The 19,931-nt window shown below is 54.0% G+C and carries 20 protein-coding genes and 1 tRNA gene; 11 read left to right on the top strand and 10 right to left on the bottom strand.

Features of this window, described 5'->3' with window-relative positions; all coding sequences use genetic code 11:
- Positions 1 to 116: 116 nt before the first annotated feature.
- Both glnA and K3729_12455 read right to left on the bottom strand, forming a co-directional pair.
- A complete protein-coding gene (gene glnA, locus K3729_12460) occupies positions 117 to 1,523 on the bottom strand; it encodes a type I glutamate--ammonia ligase (GenBank protein ID UWQ98267.1) in 1,407 nt (468 codons plus the stop codon).
- A gap of 72 nt (positions 1,524 to 1,595) precedes the next feature.
- A complete protein-coding gene (locus K3729_12455; protein UWQ98266.1) occupies positions 1,596 to 1,934 on the bottom strand; it encodes a P-II family nitrogen regulator in 339 nt (112 codons plus the stop codon).
- A 173-nt stretch (positions 1,935 to 2,107) separates the two neighbouring features.
- Here K3729_12455 and K3729_12450 point away from each other — a divergent pair, with 173 nt between their 5' ends.
- Positions 2,108 to 3,817, top strand: coding sequence for an NAD(P)H-hydrate dehydratase (locus tag K3729_12450; protein UWQ98265.1), 1,710 nt, complete (start codon positions 2,108 to 2,110; stop codon positions 3,815 to 3,817).
- A 72-nt stretch (positions 3,818 to 3,889) separates the two neighbouring features.
- Here the strand turns inward: K3729_12450 and K3729_12445 are convergent, their stop codons facing one another.
- Positions 3,890 to 4,342: a Hint domain-containing protein gene (locus K3729_12445; GenBank protein ID UWR01042.1), complete on the bottom strand. Its 453-nt coding sequence runs from the start codon at positions 4,340 to 4,342 to the stop codon at positions 3,890 to 3,892.
- A 192-nt stretch (positions 4,343 to 4,534) separates the two neighbouring features.
- On the opposite strand from K3729_12445, the gene K3729_12440 reads away from it, so the two are divergent.
- The 3 genes from K3729_12440 (at position 4,535) to K3729_12430 (ending at position 6,617) form a co-directional block, all read left to right on the top strand.
- Positions 4,535 to 4,619, top strand: a tRNA-Leu gene (locus K3729_12440).
- 25 nt (positions 4,620 to 4,644) lie between these two features.
- A complete protein-coding gene (gene tig, locus K3729_12435) occupies positions 4,645 to 5,976 on the top strand; it encodes a trigger factor (protein ID UWQ98264.1) in 1,332 nt (443 codons plus the stop codon).
- Positions 5,977 to 6,140: 164 nt separating this feature from the next.
- Positions 6,141 to 6,617 carry a hypothetical protein gene (locus K3729_12430; GenBank protein ID UWQ98263.1) on the top strand — a complete coding sequence of 159 codons (477 nt, stop codon included), beginning with the start codon at positions 6,141 to 6,143 and terminating at the stop codon, positions 6,615 to 6,617.
- 19 nt (positions 6,618 to 6,636) lie between these two features.
- Here the strand turns inward: K3729_12430 and K3729_12425 are convergent, their stop codons facing one another.
- From K3729_12425 to rpsF, 5 genes are all read right to left on the bottom strand, one after another.
- Positions 6,637 to 7,062: a hypothetical protein gene (locus tag K3729_12425; GenBank protein UWQ98262.1), complete on the bottom strand. Its 426-nt coding sequence runs from the start codon at positions 7,060 to 7,062 to the stop codon at positions 6,637 to 6,639.
- A gap of 326 nt (positions 7,063 to 7,388) precedes the next feature.
- Positions 7,389 to 9,347, bottom strand: coding sequence for a bifunctional 2',3'-cyclic-nucleotide 2'-phosphodiesterase/3'-nucleotidase (locus K3729_12420; protein UWQ98261.1), 1,959 nt, complete (start codon positions 9,345 to 9,347; stop codon positions 7,389 to 7,391).
- 210 nt (positions 9,348 to 9,557) lie between these two features.
- Entirely contained in the window at positions 9,558 to 10,166 is a 609-nt protein-coding gene (rplI, locus tag K3729_12415; protein ID UWQ98260.1) for a 50S ribosomal protein L9, read from the bottom strand.
- 12 nt (positions 10,167 to 10,178) lie between these two features.
- The gene (rpsR, locus tag K3729_12410) at positions 10,179 to 10,406 is read right to left on the bottom strand and encodes a 30S ribosomal protein S18 (GenBank protein UWQ98259.1); all 228 of its coding nucleotides are present in this window, start codon (positions 10,404 to 10,406) and stop codon (positions 10,179 to 10,181) included.
- Between the two features lie 24 nt (positions 10,407 to 10,430).
- Entirely contained in the window at positions 10,431 to 10,787 is a 357-nt protein-coding gene (gene rpsF, locus K3729_12405; GenBank protein UWQ98258.1) for a 30S ribosomal protein S6, read from the bottom strand.
- Positions 10,788 to 11,075: 288 nt separating this feature from the next.
- Between rpsF and K3729_12400 the strand changes: the two genes are divergently transcribed.
- Positions 11,076 to 11,702, top strand: a complete 627-nt coding sequence (locus K3729_12400) for a hypothetical protein (protein ID UWQ98257.1) — start codon at positions 11,076 to 11,078, stop codon at positions 11,700 to 11,702.
- Positions 11,703 to 11,885: 183 nt separating this feature from the next.
- Positions 11,886 to 12,476: a YceI family protein gene (locus K3729_12395; GenBank protein UWQ98256.1), complete on the top strand. Its 591-nt coding sequence runs from the start codon at positions 11,886 to 11,888 to the stop codon at positions 12,474 to 12,476.
- Between the two features lie 74 nt (positions 12,477 to 12,550).
- Here K3729_12395 and K3729_12390 read toward each other — a convergent pair whose 3' ends face one another.
- Positions 12,551 to 13,738, bottom strand: a complete 1,188-nt coding sequence (locus tag K3729_12390; GenBank protein UWQ98255.1) for a cytochrome b/b6 domain-containing protein — start codon at positions 13,736 to 13,738, stop codon at positions 12,551 to 12,553.
- Between the two features lie 192 nt (positions 13,739 to 13,930).
- Between K3729_12390 and fabD the strand changes: the two genes are divergently transcribed.
- The 3 genes from fabD to K3729_12375 all read left to right on the top strand — a co-directional run bounded on the left by fabD (position 13,931) and on the right by K3729_12375 (position 16,002).
- Positions 13,931 to 14,866 carry an ACP S-malonyltransferase gene (gene fabD, locus K3729_12385; GenBank protein UWQ98254.1) on the top strand — a complete coding sequence of 312 codons (936 nt, stop codon included), beginning with the start codon at positions 13,931 to 13,933 and terminating at the stop codon, positions 14,864 to 14,866.
- 23 nt (positions 14,867 to 14,889) lie between these two features.
- Positions 14,890 to 15,624: a 3-oxoacyl-[acyl-carrier-protein] reductase gene (gene fabG, locus K3729_12380; GenBank protein ID UWQ98253.1), complete on the top strand. Its 735-nt coding sequence runs from the start codon at positions 14,890 to 14,892 to the stop codon at positions 15,622 to 15,624.
- Between the two features lie 144 nt (positions 15,625 to 15,768).
- Positions 15,769 to 16,002: an acyl carrier protein gene (locus tag K3729_12375; protein ID UWQ98252.1), complete on the top strand. Its 234-nt coding sequence runs from the start codon at positions 15,769 to 15,771 to the stop codon at positions 16,000 to 16,002.
- Positions 16,003 to 16,035: 33 nt separating this feature from the next.
- On the opposite strand, the gene K3729_12370 is transcribed toward K3729_12375, so the two are convergent.
- A complete protein-coding gene (locus K3729_12370) occupies positions 16,036 to 16,953 on the bottom strand; it encodes a hypothetical protein (GenBank protein UWQ98251.1) in 918 nt (305 codons plus the stop codon).
- Positions 16,954 to 17,104: 151 nt separating this feature from the next.
- On the opposite strand from K3729_12370, the gene fabF reads away from it, so the two are divergent.
- Positions 17,105 to 18,364 carry a beta-ketoacyl-ACP synthase II gene (fabF, locus tag K3729_12365; GenBank protein UWQ98250.1) on the top strand — a complete coding sequence of 420 codons (1,260 nt, stop codon included), beginning with the start codon at positions 17,105 to 17,107 and terminating at the stop codon, positions 18,362 to 18,364.
- Positions 18,365 to 19,519, top strand: coding sequence for an endolytic transglycosylase MltG (mltG, locus tag K3729_12360; protein ID UWQ98249.1), 1,155 nt, complete (start codon positions 18,365 to 18,367; stop codon positions 19,517 to 19,519).
- Positions 19,520 to 19,931: the final 412 nt, after the last annotated feature.

The raw sequence follows: 19,931 nt of genomic DNA, 5'->3' as shown, positions 1-19,931 counted from the left end.
TTACGATTGGCCTTTTGAGCCGTTAGACGAAAAGAAAGTAAATGCAACAAAGTCACTAAAAAAGGGCGCCCCGCTTGGGACGCCCTTCCTAACTTCAAGCCTCTGCCAAATTAAAATTAGCAGGAGTAATAAAGCTTGTATTCCATTGGGTGTGGCGTGTGCTCGTAGGCGTACACTTCTTCCCATTTCAGGTCCATGTAGCCCTGCAGCTGGTCTTTGGTGAATACGTCACCAGCGATCAGGTAGTCATGGTCTGCTTCGAGAGCTTCCAGCGCTTCGCGCAGGGACCCACAAACAGTTGGGATTTCAGCCAGCTCTTCTGGTGGCAGATCGTAGAGATCTTTGTCAGATGCCGCACCCGGGTCGATTTTGTTTTTGATGCCGTCAAGGCCAGCCATCATCAGCGCTGCGAAGCACAGGTATGGGTTGGCTGCTGGATCAGGGAAACGTGCTTCGACGCGTTTTGCCTTGGGGGATTCGGCCCAAGGAATACGGACACAACCGGACCGGTTGGACGCAGAGTAGGCGCGCAGAACTGGTGCTTCGAAACCCGGGATCAAACGCTTGTAAGAGTTTGTGGATGGGTTTGTGATCGCGTTCAGGGATTTCGCGTGCTTCAAGATACCGCCGATGAAGTACAGGGCTTCCTGTGACAGATCAGCGTATTTGTCGCCTGCGAACAATGGCTTGCCATCTTTCCAGATGGACATGTTCACGTGCATGCCTGTGCCGTTATCGCCAGCGATTGGCTTTGGCATGAATGTCGCGGATTTGCCGTAAGCTTGGGCAACGTTGTGCACAACGTATTTGTACTTCTGGATCTCGTCAGCTTGGTGCGTCAGCGTACCAAAGATCAGGCCCAGCTCGTGCTGACAAGACGCCACTTCGTGGTGGTGCTTATCAACCTTCATGCCCATGCGCTTCATTGTAGAAAGCATCTCGCCGCGCATGTCTTGTGCGTCGTCGATTGGGTTCACAGGGAAGTAACCACCCTTAACGCCCGGACGGTGGCCTGTGTTGCCCATTTCGTATTCTGTGTCTGTGTTCCATGCACCGTCAAGCGCATCAACTTGGTAGGACACTTTGTTCATGGACACTTGGAAGCGCACGTCGTCGAAGACGAAGAATTCTGCTTCTGGGCCGAAGAATGCTTGGTCACCGATACCGGAAGAGATCAGGTAAGCTTCTGCTTTTGCAGCTGTGCCGCGCGGATCACGTGTGTAGCTTTCGCCAGTGTCCGGCTCAACAACGTTACAGTGAATGCAGAGAGTTTTCTCAGCGTAGAAGGGGTCAAGGTAGACGCTTTCAGCTTGTGGCATCAGTTTCATGTCGGACTGATCGATGGATTTCCAACCCGCGATGGAAGACCCGTCAAACATGAAGCCTTCTTCGAGGAAGTCTTCGTCAACCAGATCAGAGACCACAGTCACGTGCTGCAGTTTGCCGCGCGGGTCTGTGAAGCGCACGTCGACGTATTCAACGCCTTCGTCCTTGATCATTTTGAGAACAGCTTTGTTGTCCATCGATATGTCCTTTTGTTTCGTGTCGTGTGTTAGGTGTGTGTTGGTCGGTAGGACGGCTATGTGTGCCGCGCCTTAAAGTGCGTCGTCGCCGGATTCGCCCGTACGGATACGGATCGCTTGCTCAACAGGAGAGACAAAGATCTTACCGTCGCCGATTTTGTCTGTCTTCGCAGCACCGATGATAGCTTCAACAGCCGCATCGACTTGATCATCAGCCAAAACGATCTCGATTTTCACTTTCGGGAGGAAATCAACGACGTATTCCGCGCCGCGGTACAATTCAGTGTGGCCTTTCTGACGGCCGAAACCTTTGACTTCGACGACGCTCAGGCCTTGTACGCCTACGTCTTGCAAAGCTTCTTTCACTTCGTCGAGTTTGAATGGCTTGATAATGGCTTCGATCTTTTTCATAGGCCCGCGACTCCCCTTGATATATTCAGTGACGCTCAGATCATTTCTGTTGCGGAGGAACAATTGACGCGCCAAGTTTGCGTCATATCCACCCTCCAAAAAACTAGGTGTGCCCAATTTTTAAGCACATAGACGCCATAATGTGCGGTTTGTAAACATAAGGTGCCAGATAAATGACCGAACTCTTAACTGCAGCCCAAATGCGCGCCATTGAACAAGCTGCGATCGACAGCGGTGAGGTCACAGGGCTGGAGCTGATGGAACGGGCCGGGCAGGGTGTTGTTGATGCGGTTTTTGCTGAATGGCCACAGCTTGCGCCTGCGGCGGGCACAGCGTGGGGGCCAGCCCCGTCGCCATTGTCACTCGGACCAATGGCGCAACAAAGGCGACCCCCGAGATATTTAGGACCAAAAGAAGAGGTAAAGCGACGTGCCGTAGTGCTATGTGGGCCGGGTAACAACGGCGGCGATGGGTTTGTTGTCGCTCGGTTATTGCATGCGGTCGGGTGGGACGTTGATGTCTTCTTCTATGGGGATGCTGAAAGGTTACCGCCGGATGCGCGGGTCAATTATGAGCTGTGGTGTGTTCTGGGGGAGGTCTTGCCGCTGCATGATCAATTCACGGGTTTTCGGGAAGGTGAGCCTGACATTTATATTGATGCTTTGTTTGGGACCGGGCTCTCAAGGCCCATTGCTGGCTTGGGCAAAATATTGCGTCATCTGTGCGATTGTTCCGATGTTGGCGCTGCTCTTTCTCTGGAAGAACGGCGTCCGTTTTATCCGCCTGTCGTCGCGGTTGATGTCCCGTCAGGGTTTTGTGCAGATAGCGGGCGAAGCATTGTTGCTGCGGATTTCGATCTTTGTGGTGGCGCGCGAGCTTGCTGCGTTGCAGCTGATCTAACGGTTACTTTTCACAAGCCGAAGGTGGGGCATTTTCTAGAATATTGTGCACGGCATAGCGGGAAAATAAGTGTTGTTGATCTTGGTCTCGATGATCGAACGTCCCTGTCGTTAAATGATATCGTAAGCACCGATAATCGTACTTGGTCTGTGGGGAAATACATTGGTCACAAATTCTTACACGGTCACGCCCTGATCCTCTCAGGGTCGATGGGCAGGGGCGGTGCTGCCCGTCTTGCTGCACGCGGTGCGATACGGATTGGTGCGGGTGTGGTCACGGTTGGCTGTCCACCGTCTGCATTGCTTGAACATGCCACACAATTGACCGCTGTGATGGTCCGAAAGGTGCCTGACGCCGCTGCGTTGACGGACATTTTGACCGATGATCGTTTAAACGCGATCTGTGTGGGCCCGGGCTTAGGTCTTGGCCCGCGTGAGGCAGATTTGGTTGCGGCGGTACTGTCTGGAACGCGGACCGCGCGCAAGGCGGTCTTGGATGCGGACGCACTGACATTGATAAGTCGTGATCCCGATCTCATGGCTGCTTTGACCGAAAACTGTGTGATCACGCCGCATGCCGGTGAATTTGCGCGGCTGTTTCCTGATATCGCAGAACGGCTCGCCGCTCCGGTGACGACGGGGCCAGTATATTCAAAGGTGGACGCGACACGAGAGGCGGCAAAGCGCGCAGGCTGTGTCGTTCTGTTCAAAGGGCCGGACACGGTAATTGCGCATCCTGATGGACGCTGCAGCATCAATGCGGCGCTTTATGATCGGAACGCTCCGTGGTTGGCAACAGCGGGAGCTGGCGATGTGCTCGCAGGGTTTATCACGGGATTACTTGCCCGCGGGCTTGATCCAATGCAGGCGGCAGAATCAGGTGCTTGGTTGCATGTAGAATGTGCACTGTCGTTCGGACCGGGGTTGATTGCCGAGGATTTACCCGAAGAATTGCCGACCGTTTTCCGCGAACTGGACGTTTAGACACGAAAAAAGACGCGTTGGGGGACGCGCCTTTCTCTCGAGTAACCTGTTCGATGTCTTGTGGTCGTGGGGTTATGCGCCCGCGATCATCTCAACGCCATCAGCGTAGATGATGTGTTCGCGGTCGAATTCGATGTGGTACACGGTCATTTCGCGGGCACCGGCTGCGGCCAGAAATTCACCGTCAACCAGACGCTCGGCGGCGACGCTTGCAGATGACGTCCCGAACAGGGCCTCCGCACGCCAGTCGCGGATATGAAGTTTGGCACCAGCCGTTACCATCATGTCGCGGTCGGGACGTGTATGGCCCAAAGACCCCGCCTTGATGCGGATCGGCTGCATTTGGGCTTTCTTCATTGTGATGTTCTTCACAACGCTCATGCCGCTGTCACGGGTGATCACACGATCGCCAACTGAAAGATGCTCAACCGGCATTTCGCCGTCGAGGGTCATGATAGAAGTGCCTGCGCAAATACCTGTGTGAAGGGCTGTTTTTGCGTCTTGGCGTTCCGTCTCAACTGTCATTTCAGTATGCATTATCGTGTCCCCGAGTTCGTTCGCTTCGTTGAAATCAGGTTTGTTGGCCAAATGTGGCGACATTGCGTTAAGTCAGGGTTCATTTTTAGATGATTTTTCTGCTCGCATCCCCCTGCGACCTTTGCTAGACAGCGCCCAACCTAGCGGGGCAGGCCCGAAAACCTGCCCCGTTTGATCATTGCGGGTGTGGCGGAATTGGTAGACGCACCAGATTTAGGTTCTGGCGCCGCGAGGCGTGGGGGTTCGAGTCCCTTCACCCGCACCAAAGTTTTGAAGATGAAGGACATTCCATGCAGGTCACAGAGACCCTGAACGAAGGACTGAAGCGCGGTTACGCGATCACGGTCACTGCCGCTGAACTTGACGCTAAAGTCGAAGAAAAGCTGAAAGAAGCCCAGCCTGAAGTTGAAATGAAGGGTTTCCGTAAAGGGAAAGTCCCTATGCCAATGCTGCGCAAGCAGTTTGGTCAGCGCGTTATGGGCGAAGCGATGCAAGAAGCCATCGACGGCGCAATGAACGAGCACATGGAAAAATCCGGTGACCGTCCAGCAGCGCAGCCAGAAATGGTGATGGCCGACAAAGACTGGAAAGAAGGCGACGACGTTAACGTCAACGTTTCCTATGAAAAACTGCCAGACGTGCCTGAGACTGATTTCTCTAAGATCAAACTCGAGCGTATGGTTGTCAAAGCAGACGACGAATCTGTGAAAGAAGCATTGGATAACCTCGCATCCAACGCCCAGAACTTCGAAGATCGTAAAAAAGGCTCTAAAGCCAAAGACGGCGACCAAGTTGTATTCGACTTCTTGGGTAAAGTAGACGGCGAAGCCTTTGAAGGTGGCGCTGCTGAAGATTACCCACTGGTTCTTGGGTCCAACTCTTTCATCCCGGGCTTTGAAGAAGGTCTGGTTGGCGTGAAAGCTGGCGAAGAGAAAGACGTCGAAGTGTCTTTCCCTGAAGATTACCAAGCCGCACACCTTGCTGGTAAAGCTGCTGTGTTCGAATGCAAAATCAAAGCAGTCAAAGAACCAAAAGCTGCTGAGATCAACGACGAGATGGCAAAGCAGTTCGGCGCGGAAGACCTTGACGGTCTGAAAGCGCAGATCACAGAGCGTCTTGAAGCTGAATACGCTGGTGCGTCCCGTGCGGTCACAAAGCGTGCGTTGCTCGACCAATTGGACGGCGTTGTCGATTTCGAACTGCCAGAATCACTTGTAACGGCTGAAGCGAACCAAATCGCGCACCAGCTGTGGCACGAAGAAAACCCAGACGTTCAGGGCCACGATCACCCTGAAATCGAAGCAACTGACGAGCACAAAGCGCTCGCTGGTCGTCGCGTGAAACTGGGTCTGTTGTTGGCTGAAATCGGTCAAAAAGCACAGGTTCAGGTATCTGATTCTGAAATGACACAAGCGATCATGAACCAAGCGCGTCAGTACCCGGGTCAGGAAAAGCAGTTCTTCGAATTCGTTCAGCAGAACGCACAGTTCCGTCAGCAGCTTCAGGCACCAATGTTTGAAGACAAAGTTGTCGATCACATCTTTGAAGCAGCGACAGTCACTGAAAAAGAAGTCAGCAAAGACGATTTGCAGGCTGCGGTTGAGAAGCTCGAAGAAGAGTAAATCCCAGCTTGAAATCAATTGGAAAAGGCGTCCCAGTCGGGGCGCCTTTTTTCGTTTCAGGCCCGTAAGGTATGGAAACCATGACTGATTTCCGAAACGTAGGTGGTTCTCACCTTCGCTTTTGTCGTCTATCGTTTGATCATTGCTTTCGAGGAGACGAATTTATGAAGACAGTTATTCTGGCGGCAGTTGCTGCCCTTGGTTTTGGTTCAAGCGCAGTTGCGTGCCCTAACTTCAACATGCAGGCTGCAGAGGCTTATTCCGCCTCTGGCGCGCAGTTGCGGTCGCCGAAGACATTCAGCGTTGTGGCTGGTGGCGAAAACTACGTTTGGAATTGCTCGAACGTGCGTCCGGGTACGGATCAAGGGGCAGGGTACTTTACATCCCAGCCAGACTTTTCGTTCACACTGTCGGGCATGTCCGGTCTGCGTCTGGTAGTCAGCGCTGTCAGCGAATGCGATTCCGCTCTGTTGATCAACACGTCGTCCGCCAATTGGTATTATGACGACGACGACAACGGCAATCTGGACCCGAAGATCGTCCTGACGCGTCCCGTTGACGGTCGCATCGACGTTTGGATGGGAACCTACGATGGCGAATATTGTAATGCGCAGCTGCGGATGGAAACTTTCGCAAAGTAATTTTACCTGCGTGGTCCTGTTAACGGCAATGGATCAATATATTTGATCCATTGCCCGCACCCGTGGCACGCCGGAACTTAAAGCACCCGCTGTCAGATGAATCAAAGCCCGCGATGTGTCTGCAAATTTCCCCAACGGTGACACCTTCAGACGGGCCCGAAATCAAAAGCCGGATTTCATTCGTATTGCCACCTGGGATATCATCAGCGCCGTTGTTCTGGCCCGCATTTGCGCCCGGAATAGTAGCGCGAAGCGCGATGACTTGCGCCTCGATACCGTCAATCAAGGCTTCCCAACGTTGCACATGTTCACGGATCACTTTTGCCTGGCGCTCGACTTTGGCAATTTGGGCATCTCGTAACTTGGTCGCTTTGGCGCTTCTCGCCTCGTGTTCCTCAGCAAGTTTTGCTCGGTTGGCCTCGTCAGCACGAAATTGCTTGACCATTGCCGCCTCTTTTTTGCGCTCAGTAGCGTTGCGGGTCAAATGATCCGAACAGCGGACGTTATTCCTGACGGCGTATTTGTCGCATCCCAGCGGATAAGTGCACATCGGCATGAACAATTTCCTTCATAAAATTTCAAAAATGGCAGGCCAAAATCGATTTGCAATAAATGACGGTGTCATTCGCGTTACGATTGCATAGGATTTGAAATGTGGCAATGTTCTTGACTTCGGGTGGAGCTGCAAGGACGGGAAACGAAGTTTTTTGTCGGGTGAATACCAACAGAAAAGGGCCGCAGTGATACCTGCGGCCCTTCGTCGTTTTTAGATCAAAGTGTGATGCGGAACAGGGCGAAGCCTGTGTCGCTTGTACCTGCTTCTTCAATCGACACGCCCGGAACGTCGGCCGCATAAGCTGCACCCGCTGGGCCCGTTTCAAACAGAACCGTCGTGTCGTCCATGCTTGCAAACGACCAGTTCGCGTCGGCCGCAGGGCTGACCGTGCCTTTGTCCACGATGTAACGCACGATGACGTCGCGGTTGGTGTCGGGACCTTCAAAGATCACCGTGCTGCCATCCGCACCAGGGAAGCTGCCGCCACCAGAGGCGCGGTAGTTGTTCGTCGCGATGATGAACTCCTGTGCCGGATCAACAGGTTGGCCTTCGAACGTCAGGTTCACGATACGGTTCGCATCTGCGTTCACAACAGCCCCGTCACGGTCAAACTTGGATGGTTGGGACAAGTCGATTTGGTATGCGACGCCGTCCATCACATCAAAGTTGTAGCTTGGGAAGTCCGGGTTCAGCAGGGTCGCATCGGATGCGCCAGCTTCAACCTGATTGAACATACCCGCAGAGCGTTCCAGCCAGTCTTTGACCTGCGCGCCCGTCACCTTCACCGCGCGTACGGTGTTCGGATACAGGTACAGATCGGCCACGTTCTTGATCGCTACGTCGCCCACTGGCACGTCGGTGTAGTATTCCGGACCGCCACGGCCACCAGCTTTGAATGGTGCTGCCGCAGAAAGGATTGGCAGTCCTTCGTAATCGGTGCCGACCATCTGGTCTTTGATGTACCACAGCTGTGCGTTGGACACGATTTGCACGGACGGATCATCTGCGACCAAGGCAAAGTAGCTGTGCAAAGCCGCGTCAGTCTTGCCAACGGCGCGCCGCACATAGGCGAGCGTCTCGTCGTGGTCCTGTTGAACCGATGCAAGCACAGTCTCGTCGCTTTCAACCAAGGCTGTCACGCTGCGATCTTCGTTGCGTTGTGAAATCGGACGGGCCTCGGATGTGTGCGACAGAATACGCCAACCGTTGCCGTCGCGTTCTAGCAGCAGATCAACCAGACCCATGTGGCTGCCCCAGAACCCACCCATAACGCCGGGTTTGCCTGAAATCGTGCCTTTTTCAACGTCGAGACCATCAAGATCTGCGTATTTGGACGATGGGAAGACGAGGTGGCTGTGGCCGGTCAGAATTGCGTCGATGCCATCAACAGCGGCCAAAGGAATCGCTGCGTTCTCCATGCCGTCTTCTGCGTTCGCAGAGCCGATACCCGAATGGCAAAGCGCCACGATGATATCGCAACCTTCTTCGCGCATTTGCGGCACGTAGGCTTTGGCGGTCGCGACGATGTCGCGGGTCTGCACGTTGCCTTCAAGATGCTTGCGGTCCCAGTTCATGATCTGTGGTGGAACAAAGCCGATCATGCCGATTTTGATCGGGTGGCTTTCGCCGTTCCCGTCGGTGATCATTTTGTCCATGATCACGTATGGCTTGATCAACGTGGTATCTTCGCGTGGGGTCGCGCCCATTTCTTTAACGACGTTCGCGCTGACGACGGGGAAGTCGGCACCAGCGAGCGCTTTCATCAAAAAGCTGATGCCATAGTTGAATTCGTGGTTGCCCAATGTGGACGCATCAAAGCCCAGCGTGTTCATCGCAGTGATGACGGGATGCATGTCTCCGTCTTTCATGCCGCGCTCATAGGCGATGTAGTCGCCCATCGGGTTACCCTGCAGGAAATCTCCGTTGTCGATCAGCAGTGAGTTCGTAGATTCGGCCCGTACTTCACCGATGATGGATGCGGTGCGCGCAAGACCAACCGTATCGACCGGCTTGTCTGCATAATAATCGTACGGAAAGACGTGGACGTGCAAATCTGTGGTTTCCATCAGGCGCAAATGGGCCTGATTGCTAGCTGCACTGGCAGAGAATGGATGCATGGCGATAAGACCAGCAGTCCCAGCCAAAAAGCCGCGACGATTCATTGTAAGTGTCATGGTTTCCCCTTTTTTCCCACTAAAGAGGATGAACGTAACAGAAATTCCACGACAGGGTGAAAAATCTGCGCCCAAATCTGATGACGTGGCGGTAGGTTCAGGAAATGCCTTGTTTTTATGAGGTGCAGTGCCGGTTTCGGTCACAATCACACCGCAACAAAAAAGGCCGCAGCTTGCGCTACGGCCTTTTCAAATTCATCGCAGTGCGACTTAGTCGTCGTCGGAACGCGGGGCAGGTGCCTCGTCGCCGTCGTCGTCCATTTGCGCGCCACCGATATCGTCGAACAGTTCGTTGATCTCGAACTCAGCTGCTGCTTCTTCTTCAGCTGCCAGCTCTTGGATCGACTTACCAGCCGCTTGCAGTTCTGCTTCTTCAGCGGAACGTGCAACGTTCAGCGTGACTTCAGCAGCAACTTCTGGGTGCAGGTTCACGGTTGCAGTGTGCAGACCAAGATCCTTGATACCAGCGGCCAGAACAACCTGACGCTTGTCGATAGTGAAACCTTCAGCATCCGCAGCTTCGGAAATGTCACGTGGTGTAACAGAACCGTAAAGCGAACCTGCGTCAGACGCAGACCGGATGATGATGAAGGACTGACCATCAAGCTTTTCAGCCAATGATTCTGCTTCTTTTTTGGTTTCGAGGTTGCGTGCTTCGAGTTGTGCTTTTTCAGCTTCGAAACGTGCCATGTTGGCAGCATTCACGCGCAGTGCTTTGCCTTGTGGCAGCAGGTAGTTACGTGCGTAACCTTGCTTCACAGACACAACTTCGCCCATTTGGCCAAGCTTTGCGACGCGCTCAAGTAGGATAACATCCATTGTGTAGTCTCCTTACTTTACAGCGTATGGCAGCAGGGCAAGGAAACGCGCGCGTTTGATCGCACGAGCGAGCGCACGCTGGTTCTTGGCACCAACAGCTGTGATACGGGCTGGAACAATTTTACCGCGCTCAGAGATGTAGCGCTGCAAAAGGCGAGTGTCTTTATAGTCGATCTTAGGCGCGTTTTCGCCTTCAAACGGATCAGACTTACGACGACGGAAAAATGGTTTAGTAGCCATGATTAATGTCCTTTCCTGATCCGATTAGCGACGTTCACGTGGACCGCGGTCCCGCTCGTCACGTTTTTGCATTTGAACTGAAGGACCTTCAGCGTGCTGATCGACCTTGATGGTCAAAACGCGCATCACGTCTTCGTGCAGGCGCATCAGACGCTCCATTTCTTGTACAGCAGGTGCAGGTGCATCTGTGCGCAAGAAGGCATAGTGGCCTTTACGGTTCTTGTTGATTTTGTACGCCATTGTTTTGACGCCCCAGTATTCGTTCTCCAACAGTTTACCACCGTTATCGGACAGAACAGTACCGAAGTGTTCAATCAGGCTTTCTGCTTGCGTGGCGGACAAATCCTGACGCGCAATCATAACATGCTCATATAGCGGCATGCGATCTCCATTCATGTTCAGCGCATTTCATAGAGAGGGGCATCTCAGGTCCACCGCACCCCAATCACGAGAGACTGCGCAGTTCATATACGTTGCAGCGGACGGTGCCTTATACAGCCGACGCATCGCATTGCAAGTAACGATGAGACCCGTTTCAGCGATAAAAACCACGGGATTTGGGCGCGTTAACGATTTTTTTACCCTTTTTCGTGTTTTGCCTCGGTGTTGCCCTGATCTTGCCCTGATCTGATCGTCACTTGGACCGGCAAGCTAGGGGAGAACGCAACAATGTCAGATGCAACAATAAGCACATCCAAGATGCACGCACCAACGCCGTGTGATTTGCCGCGAGACGGATTTTGCACAGAAGAAACCCATTGGGGTTACATCGTTCGTTCGACAAGCGAGACGGGCCATAGCCTGATCTTCGCCCAATCGCTTAGCTTGATTGCCGGTGCCGCTCTTTTGGCTGCGGCCCTTGGTATGTGGATCATTCCGGGCATGTTGTTCAGCGTGGACGCATTGATGATGCGCCTGTTCGCAACGATTGTGTTTGTAGCCGCATCCGCACTGCTGCTGTGGTACGCAAGCCGCGGTACAATCTCTGAAATTCAAATCGACAATGCACGCGGTGAAATCCGCGAAGTCATTCGTAATCACACGGGCCGCATGTCCCTGTTGGCTTGCTACAGCTTCGATTCCATTGGCAAAGTTGTGCTGGAACCAAGCGCCAAAAAGGGCCCTGCAAGCCTTGTCCTGCTCTATCGCAATTCATCCGAAAGTGTTGAAGTTGCGACTGGCCGCGAAGGGGCGTTGTCCACCCTTCATGACCGCATCAGCCGAGACGTGATCGTAGGTGCCAACGCGATCGCAAAACGCAAAGCCGACATCGACGCTTTCAAAGACGCCGCTTAATTCCCCCTAAGCCGCTCAAATAACTGACATTCAGGCGCGATTCTTCCAGCGGAAGGGTCGCGTTTTTTCTTTTATCCACACGTCATGTTCAAAAATGCAGAATTGAGTGGGCGGGGAAGCTTTGCAATTTACAGGTTATCAAATGCACCACGACCGGCATTGACCACACCTAGGAGCTACCCGATGAAAAATATCGTACTCGCCGCCGTATTGGCCGCCCCATTCGCAACTGCTGCTGCTGCTGCCCCAGAAGCTTACGCTTTGAACGAAAGCCACAGCCAGATCGTTTTCTCTTATAACCACGCTGGTTTCTCGACAACTTACGGCATGTTCTCCGGTTTTGGCGGCGAGATCATGTTTGACGCTGAAGACCCAGCCGCATCTACCGTTTCCGTCACATTCCCTGCCGAATCCATGATCACAGGCTGGGACGCGCGGTCAGGTCACTTCCTGCAGTCCGGTGACTTCTTCAAGCTTGGCGAATTCCCTGACGTGACATTCGCATCCACATCCATCGAAGTGACAGGCGACGCGACCGCGAACATCACAGGCGATCTGACACTCAACGGCGTGACACAGTCTGTTGTGCTTGAAACTGTTCTGAATGCGCAGACGGAAGAATATCCATTCCCACCATACCAAGGCAGCAAGGCCATTGGTCTGGACGCGACAGTGACGCTGAACCGCTCGGATTATAACTTGGGCATGTTCGCACCATTCATTCCGAACGAAATCCCACTGGCAATTTCTATCGAAGCGGTTGCTGCGCAGTAATCTGCATCGCGGATAAAAATAGAAAGGGCCGCGCAGTGATGCGCGGCCCTTTTGTGTGTCTGGGGGATGGCGCGTTAGTTGCGCGTGGCTGTCAGTGCGATGGCGACTTCAACATCAAATCCCAAAGATGCGGCATCCGATTGGCTTTCGCCCACGTTAAAGGCCTGCCGGTCTAACGTCAGCCCGCCCGTCATTGTGGCGGTCTCTCCGTCAATCACCAGTTCAAACGGCATTTGCACAGGAACCGTCGTGCCTTTGATCGTGACGCTACCGTCTGCGATATAGCTGTCGCCGTCAGGTTTGATGTCGGCAGTGAAGGTCGCAGTGGGATGCGCCTCGACGTCAAAGTAATCTGGTTTCATCGCATCCGCTGTGACAGAGCCAAGCGTCAAAGACCCGATTGAAATCACCGTCGTGACATTGCCCATGACGTCCGCTGGGGCAGGGTCAAAGCTGATGTCGGACGTCCAGTCAGCGAAATTGCCGGTCACGGCGCTACCAAACTGCGATATTGTGATGGCGATCTCGCCGTCTTGCACAGCCCATTCGGATGCGACCGCTTCCAGCGCGGCAGATTCAACCGCTGGTCCGTCGTGCTTTTCAAGCAAGCCCAGCCCGTATGCTGCAATTCCTGCAGCGACAAACGCAATCACCGCGATCAACGGCGGTGCCGCTTTGGTCACATGTGGCGCGACTGTCGGTGCATCGGCTTTACCAAACCACATCCGGCGCAGCGTTGCGTCTTTATCGACAACCTGATGTTTCAATGCGCCCGCAATATGCAGCAAGATGGATGCCACCATCAATTTACCAAACATCCAATGCAGGCTCGCAAAGGTGTGGGACAGTGCTTCGGACTTTGGGACGAAGAACAGCGATTGACCGAATGGCCACCAGATCGGGGCAAAACCTGTTGTCGCGGCATGTTCGATCCAACCGGTCAGCGGAACAGCAACAAGAGAAATGTAGAGCACCCAATGGATGACTTCGGCCAGAAGCGTTTCAGCTTTGCGTTCAGGATGAAGCGGTCCGGGCTTGTCTTGTGTGACAGCCCAAAGGATGCGGAGCAGGGCGACGAAAAAGACTGCGACCCCGAGCGTCTTGTGAAGTGAAAACACGAATGCCTTGGTGGCCAATTGATCGCTCGTTTCAAAAGGCAGGCCGTTTGCAATGACGCCAAGCGGGATGATCGCGAGGATCAAAAGCGCGGTTAGCCAGTGAAAAGACTTCGTGACGGTATGGTAGGTGGTGGGATGTGACATGGTTAAATCCTTGGTCGATACGCACCCAATTTACGACGAACAGGGTGTCTGCGGCAGGCCGATAATCGCACAACGCCTGTGCACGCCTTGTGCACGGGTTGTGCACGCGTATCACAGGGCGGCTTTCCTTGTGTGCAGGGCGTCGTCAGGCTATTGCAAGGGAAAGAGTTTAACAAAGTGGGGACGCGCAAGATGCGGGCATTTGTATTTCCGGGACAAGGGGCGCAAGCCATTGGGATGGGTAAGGCTTTGGCCGATGCATATCCAGCGGCGGCACAGGTTTTCGCCGAGGTGGATGACGCCTTGGGTGAAAAGCTGTCAGACCTGATCTGGACCGGCGATATTGCGGATTTAACCCTGACCAAGAATGCACAACCTGCATTGATGGCGACGTCGCTTGCAGCGATGAAAGCGCTGGAATCAGAAGGGGTTACGATCTCTGCGGCTGATTTTGTGGCAGGTCATTCGCTGGGCGAATATTCTGCCTTGGCCGCAGCCGGTGCGCTATCGATTTCCGACACTGCGAAACTGTTGCGCCTGCGCGGTGCGGCGATGCAAGAAGCCGTACCTGTGGGTGTTGGCGCGATGGCCGCTTTGCTGGGTTTGGATTTCGCGACGGCACAAGCCGTGGCCGAAGAAGCAGCTCAGGGCGAAGTCTGTCAGGCCGCAAATGACAATGACCCGAGCCAAGTTGTTGTTTCTGGACACAAAGCTGCCGTTGAACGGGCCGTTGAAATCGCAAAAGAGAAGGGCGCAAAACGCGCAATGCTCTTGCCAGTTTCCGCGCCATTCCATTGCGCATTGATGGGGCCAGCCGCCGATAAAATGGCCGCGGCTTTGGCGGACACAACGATCAGCGCTCCTGCGGTTCCGGTCGTGGCGAACGTCGTGGCAGAAGCGGTGACTGACCCTGATCAAATCCGTAAATTGCTTGTGGAGCAGGTCACAGGTTCCGTGCGCTGGCGCGAAAGCGTGTTGTGGATGGGCGATCAAGGTGTTGATCAGGCTTGGGAAATCGGGTCGGGCAAGGCCTTGTCCGGTATGATCCGCCGCATCAACAAAGAGATCGCGTCGCGCAATGTCGGCACGCCAGAAGACGTCGCAGCCGCTGCTGCCTCACTTTCATAAAATAGATTAAGAAGGGATCGAAGATGTTTGATCTGACTGGGAAAAATGTACTTTTGACAGGCGCGTCTGGCGGCATTGGCGGGGCGATTGCCCACGCGCTGCACGATGCTGGGGCGACTGTAGCGTTGTCAGGCACACGGGTGGAGCCGCTCGAAGCCTTGGCTTCTGAACTGGACCGCGCGCATGTGCTGCCCTGTAACCTGAGCGATGCGGACGCAGTAAATGCACTGCCGAAACAAGCCGTTGAGGCGATGGGGTCGGTCGATATTCTAGTGAATAACGCTGGCATCACACGCGACAACATCTTCATGCGGATGTCCGAAGAAGAATGGTCATCTGTCCTAGAGGTCAACCTGACGTCCACAATGCGACTGTGTAAAGGCGCGATCCGCGGTATGATGAAATCCCGCTGGGGTAGAATCATCAACATCTCTAGCGTCGTTGGCGCGACCGGAAATCCGGGGCAGGCGAACTATGCCGCGTCCAAGGCCGGTATGGTTGGTATGTCCAAATCCATCGCCTACGAAGTCGCGAGCCGCGGCATCACCGTCAATTGTATCGCACCCGGTTTCATTACTACGCCGATGACCGAAAAGCTGACTGACGACCAAAAATCAGGTATTTTGAACAATGTACCAGCAGGTCGCATGGGCGATCCGGCGGAAATCGGCGCAGCGGTGCTGTACCTTGCCAGCAATGAGGCCGGATATATGACGGGCACGACCTTGCATGTGAACGGTGGCATGGCCATGTTGTGATCCACGCCCCATCGTCCGGTGGGGTGTTGAAAATGTTTGCCTCGCAGAAATTCTCTGTTATAGGCCACGCAGATCAAGAAAGGACGTTGGGTAACTAACGTCCAAAACCGGGTCAAAGACCCAACAGAACGTGAGGATTAGTCCATGAGCGACGTCGCAGACCGCGTACGCAAGATTGTTGTAGAGCATCTTGGTGTAGAAGAAGACAAAGTAGTTGAAGGTGCATCCTTCATCGACGATCTGGGCGCAGACAGCCTCGACACTGTTGAGCTGGTTATGGCTTTTGAAGAAGAATTCGGCATCGAAATTCCTGACGATGCTGCCGAGACTATCCAGTCATTCGGCGACGCTGTTAAGTTCATCTCTGCAGCACAGTAATTCGTCTTAAATGACGTAAAGAGCGGCCCTGCTTCACGCAGAGGCCGCTTTTTCTTTTTTGAGGATGATGCGCCCGAGGCCGTCAGTTTCGCTGACGTCGGCAAGGTCGCGCACCAACGGGATCGGCAAGGGCGCGTCGAAACGAACGCCGCAATACAATTTGTTTGACCAAGCGATCGCCCCCATCCGCCAAGCGCCTGCAAGGAAAATGCCAGCGTCTTGATCAATCGCGACGGTGGAAGTGTGCCAATACCGGACCTTTGCACCATGGCAGTTAAGATCAAGCACTTCGGCTTCGTAGACGTTTTTGTCTATGGCCAGATGACTGTCGATCTGCGTGGCGAACCGTTTTGATTGGCGTTTTTTTAGACGCGCGCGCATGCGCATCCATGCAATGACTTGTCTGCCGGCAAAGACGATACCCACGATCATCAGGATCGACAGCACGGCAGTTTGTAAGGGTTTTTCGACAATAGGTTCTTTGACGGTGATTTCTTTCCGGTCGACTGTTTTCCCGTCGATTTCGCGGCCTTCCGCATCACCGGGCAATCGTCCGTTGATCAGGCCACAAGGCATGTGACTAAGCGCGATCGTCGCTTCCCTGAGAACAGCCGACCACCGGTCTGTCCGTAATGACAGGGCAAACTGGCCGATTGATTTTTCCGAGATGCCTTCGACAGATCTTTGCGCCATGCTGACCAGCGCGATCAGGCGATTGGTATCGGTCTTGTCGGTGTGATCCGCGAGCGCAATCGTTGCGACACGTGTGCTGAGCGCGGCAAGATCATTGATCAGAATGATTTGGTTGTATGGCGCGCTTTCACTAATTGGATCAGCACGGAGGTGCCCAATGGTGGTTTTGATCCGTGCGATGCGATTTACAGCACTGCAATCGACCGCCGCGTGTAACACGCATGGTGCTACCGACATGATCAGTATGAGTGCTAGCAAGTGACGCACGTTTCCTACCTATACGCTTTTCAGGACCTTCATTGGCATAGATCGGTTAACGCCCCGTGAAATTGCCTGCTCCCCTTGCTCCTTTGGGCGGCTGTGGGGTAAGAGAGGCTTGAAAAACCACGCGAAGAGGTGAGGGCAGTTCATGCGTCGTGTTGTTGTGACTGGATTGGGGCTCGTCACCCCGTTGGCCGATGGCGTTGAAGCTACTTGGTCTCGGCTATTGGATGGTCAATCGGGCGCTGGTCCGATCACTGGTTTTGATGCGAGTGCATTGGCCACGACCTATGCATGTGAAGTGCCGTTGGGCGATGGGTCTGATGGCACGTTCAATGCTGATACCTATATGGCGCCAAAGGATGCCCGTAAGGTTGATGAATTCATCCTGTTCGGGATTGCGGCAGCACAGCAAGCTGTCGAGGATTCAGGCTGGGTGCCTGCAGACGATCATGATCGCAACCGCACAGGTGTGCTGATCGGGTCCGGCATCGGGGGGCTGAAGTCTATTTCCGATACTGCAGTGATGATCAAGGAAAAGGGCCCGCGTCGCGTGTCGCCTTTCTTTATTCCCGGTGCGCTGATCAACCTGATTTCCGGTCAAGTCTCTATCAAGTATGGCTTTAAGGGCCCGAACCATTCGGTTGTGACAGCCTGTTCAACCGGTGCCCACGCGATTGGCGATGCGGCCCGTTTGATCAAATACGGCAATGCTGACGTGATGGTTGCGGGTGGTGCTGAAGCTGCCATTTGCGAAGTTGGTATTGCTGGCTTTAACGCGTGTAAGGCGTTGTCCACAAAACGCGCTGATGACCCCAAAGCCGCGTCCCGTCCTTACGATGCTGATCGTGATGGATTTGTGATGGGCGAAGGCGCTGGTGCCGTTGTTCTGGAAGAATACGAGCATGCTGTTGCACGTGGTGCTACGATTTATGCCGAAGTGCTGGGGTATGGTCTGTCTGGTGACGCGTACCACATCACGGCCCCATCCGAGAGCGGTGAAGGCGGTGAACGGTCCATGCGGATGGCGCTGGAAGATGCTGGCCTGACGCCAGTTGATTTGGACTACATCAACGCGCACGGCACTTCGACAATGGCCGATACCATTGAATTGGGCGCTGTTGAGCGGCTGTTGGAAGATCACGCATCCAAAGTGACCATGTCGTCGACAAAGTCAGCGACAGGTCACCTGCTGGGGGCTGCTGGCGCAATTGAAGCTATTTTCTCGATCCTTGCGATCCGAGATCAGGTCGCGCCGCCAACGATCAATTTGGATAACCCTGCCGTTGAAACACCTGTCGATTTGGCACCAAACGCAAAACGCGAGCGCAAAATCGATATCGCTTTGTCCAATAGCTTTGGTTTCGGTGGCACAAACGCCAGCGTGATCTTTGGGAAGGTTTCCTAAATGTGGCGACACATTGCGTCTAACGCGCTGACTTTATTCATTGTTCTGTTGTTTCTTATAGGTGGTGCGATTGTTTGGGGATCGGGGCAGTATTCTGCCCCTGGTCCGCTGAGCCAAGCGATCTGCCTGCGCGTTGAAAGCGGATCCAATATGCGTATCGTCAGCAATACGCTGGACGAACAGGGGGCTGTTTCGTCTCCGACCATCTTCCGCATCGGTGCCGATTATTCCGAGAAGGCGAGCCAGTTGAAGGCAGGGTCATTCTTGGTCGAAGCGGGTGCGTCGATGGAGCAGATCATTGATCAGATCACTCGTGGCGGTCAAAGTACCTGCGGTACAGAAGTTGTGTACCGTGTTGGTGTGACCCGCACGACCATTCAGGTCCGCGAGCTTGATCCCTCAACGAACCGCTACGCTGAAATTGCTCGTTTCAATCCAGCCGAAGAAGAAACGCCCGCGGCTTATACCGAAGTGAAAGAAGAGGCCGATACGCGCTACCGTGCCTTGATCGCGGAAGGTGTGACAAGCTGGCAGGTTGTTGATGCGCTGAACGGTCTTGATTTGCTCGGCGAAGATTACGCTGATTTGCCTGCTGAAGGGTCATTGGCACCTGACAGCTATGAATTCAGCCCTGGTGACCCGGTCGCGTCCATCATCGACCGCATGACCGAAAGCCAGACCCGTATTCTTGCGGAAGCATGGGCCAACCGTGCTGATGACTTGCCGTTGAACAGCCCTGAAGAGGCGCTGATCTTGGCCAGTATCGTGGAAAAAGAAACGGGTGTCGCGGAAGAACGCCGTCAGGTTGCCAGCGTCTTTACCAACCGCCTGAACCGCGGCATGCGCCTGCAAACTGACCCGACCGTGATCTACGGGATTACCGAAGGGCAGGGCGTATTGGGCCGTGGTTTGCGCCAAAGCGAATTGCGTCGTGAGACGCCATGGAACACCTATGTGATCCCTGCTTTGCCACCCACGCCAATTGCCAATCCGGGGCGTGCCAGCATCGAAGCGGCACTGAATCCTGACACAACCGAGTTCATCTTTTTTGTTGCGGACGGCACCGGTGGCCACGCTTTTGCGACCAATTTGGATGACCATAATAGTAACGTTGCGCGGTGGCGTGAAATCGAGGCTGAGCGAGCAGCGAACTGACGCAACAACCTTGGGTTGAAATTTGACTTCTTGTTACGAGGGCCAAACGTTTAAAGGCGTTTGGCCCTTTTGCGTGGGCGAAAGCATTTGTTAATTTGCCCGCTCGCTGCCCATGGCCGGAACATTGACCTGACGCGTCCGATTTCGCTACTTTGGATGCAGGCTAGTAGACCATCCCCAGAGTTTTCTCTCACAGTTTGGACGTTGTGTGTGGGGTGGTTTCTCGACTGTACGGAAGTCTCCGACAGGCATTAGCAGCATGAAAAAACAAGACAACCCAGACCCCGATAGGGAAGAGGCAGCGCGACTACGAATATCTCAGATCGCCGATCTATTTTCGGAAATGCGTATCTTATTGGCACGGTGGTTAGACGAAGCCGGTCCGGCAGCGGACGCGTCGACCAAGCAAATG

This window comes from Rhodobacteraceae bacterium S2214, assembly GCA_025141675.1.
Lineage (GTDB): Bacteria > Pseudomonadota > Alphaproteobacteria > Rhodobacterales > Rhodobacteraceae > Yoonia.
This window is presented reverse-complemented; position numbering and strand designations above follow the sequence as displayed.

Excerpts from the sequence above, each read along its gene's own strand:
- glnA (UWQ98267.1), bottom strand. The coding sequence starts at position 1,523 with ATGGACAACAAAGCTGTTCTCAAAATGATCAAGGACGAAGGCGTTGAA.
- K3729_12455 (UWQ98266.1), bottom strand. The coding sequence starts at position 1,934 with ATGAAAAAGATCGAAGCCATTATCAAGCCATTCAAACTCGACGAAGTG.
- K3729_12450 (UWQ98265.1), top strand. The coding sequence starts at position 2,108 with ATGACCGAACTCTTAACTGCAGCCCAAATGCGCGCCATTGAACAAGCT.
- K3729_12445 (UWR01042.1), bottom strand. The coding sequence starts at position 4,342 with ATGACAGTTGAGACGGAACGCCAAGACGCAAAAACAGCCCTTCACACA.
- tig (UWQ98264.1), top strand. The coding sequence starts at position 4,645 with ATGCAGGTCACAGAGACCCTGAACGAAGGACTGAAGCGCGGTTACGCG.
- K3729_12430 (UWQ98263.1), top strand. The coding sequence starts at position 6,141 with ATGAAGACAGTTATTCTGGCGGCAGTTGCTGCCCTTGGTTTTGGTTCA.
- K3729_12425 (UWQ98262.1), bottom strand. The coding sequence starts at position 7,062 with ATGGTCAAGCAATTTCGTGCTGACGAGGCCAACCGAGCAAAACTTGCT.
- K3729_12420 (UWQ98261.1), bottom strand. The coding sequence starts at position 9,347 with ATGACACTTACAATGAATCGTCGCGGCTTTTTGGCTGGGACTGCTGGT.
- rplI (UWQ98260.1), bottom strand. The coding sequence starts at position 10,166 with ATGGATGTTATCCTACTTGAGCGCGTCGCAAAGCTTGGCCAAATGGGC.
- rpsR (UWQ98259.1), bottom strand. The coding sequence starts at position 10,406 with ATGGCTACTAAACCATTTTTCCGTCGTCGTAAGTCTGATCCGTTTGAA.
- rpsF (UWQ98258.1), bottom strand. The coding sequence starts at position 10,787 with ATGCCGCTATATGAGCATGTTATGATTGCGCGTCAGGATTTGTCCGCC.
- K3729_12400 (UWQ98257.1), top strand. The coding sequence starts at position 11,076 with ATGTCAGATGCAACAATAAGCACATCCAAGATGCACGCACCAACGCCG.
- K3729_12395 (UWQ98256.1), top strand. The coding sequence starts at position 11,886 with ATGAAAAATATCGTACTCGCCGCCGTATTGGCCGCCCCATTCGCAACT.
- K3729_12390 (UWQ98255.1), bottom strand. The coding sequence starts at position 13,738 with ATGTCACATCCCACCACCTACCATACCGTCACGAAGTCTTTTCACTGG.
- fabD (UWQ98254.1), top strand. The coding sequence starts at position 13,931 with ATGCGGGCATTTGTATTTCCGGGACAAGGGGCGCAAGCCATTGGGATG.
- fabG (UWQ98253.1), top strand. The coding sequence starts at position 14,890 with ATGTTTGATCTGACTGGGAAAAATGTACTTTTGACAGGCGCGTCTGGC.
- K3729_12375 (UWQ98252.1), top strand. The coding sequence starts at position 15,769 with ATGAGCGACGTCGCAGACCGCGTACGCAAGATTGTTGTAGAGCATCTT.
- fabF (UWQ98250.1), top strand. The coding sequence starts at position 17,105 with ATGCGTCGTGTTGTTGTGACTGGATTGGGGCTCGTCACCCCGTTGGCC.
- mltG (UWQ98249.1), top strand. The coding sequence starts at position 18,365 with ATGTGGCGACACATTGCGTCTAACGCGCTGACTTTATTCATTGTTCTG.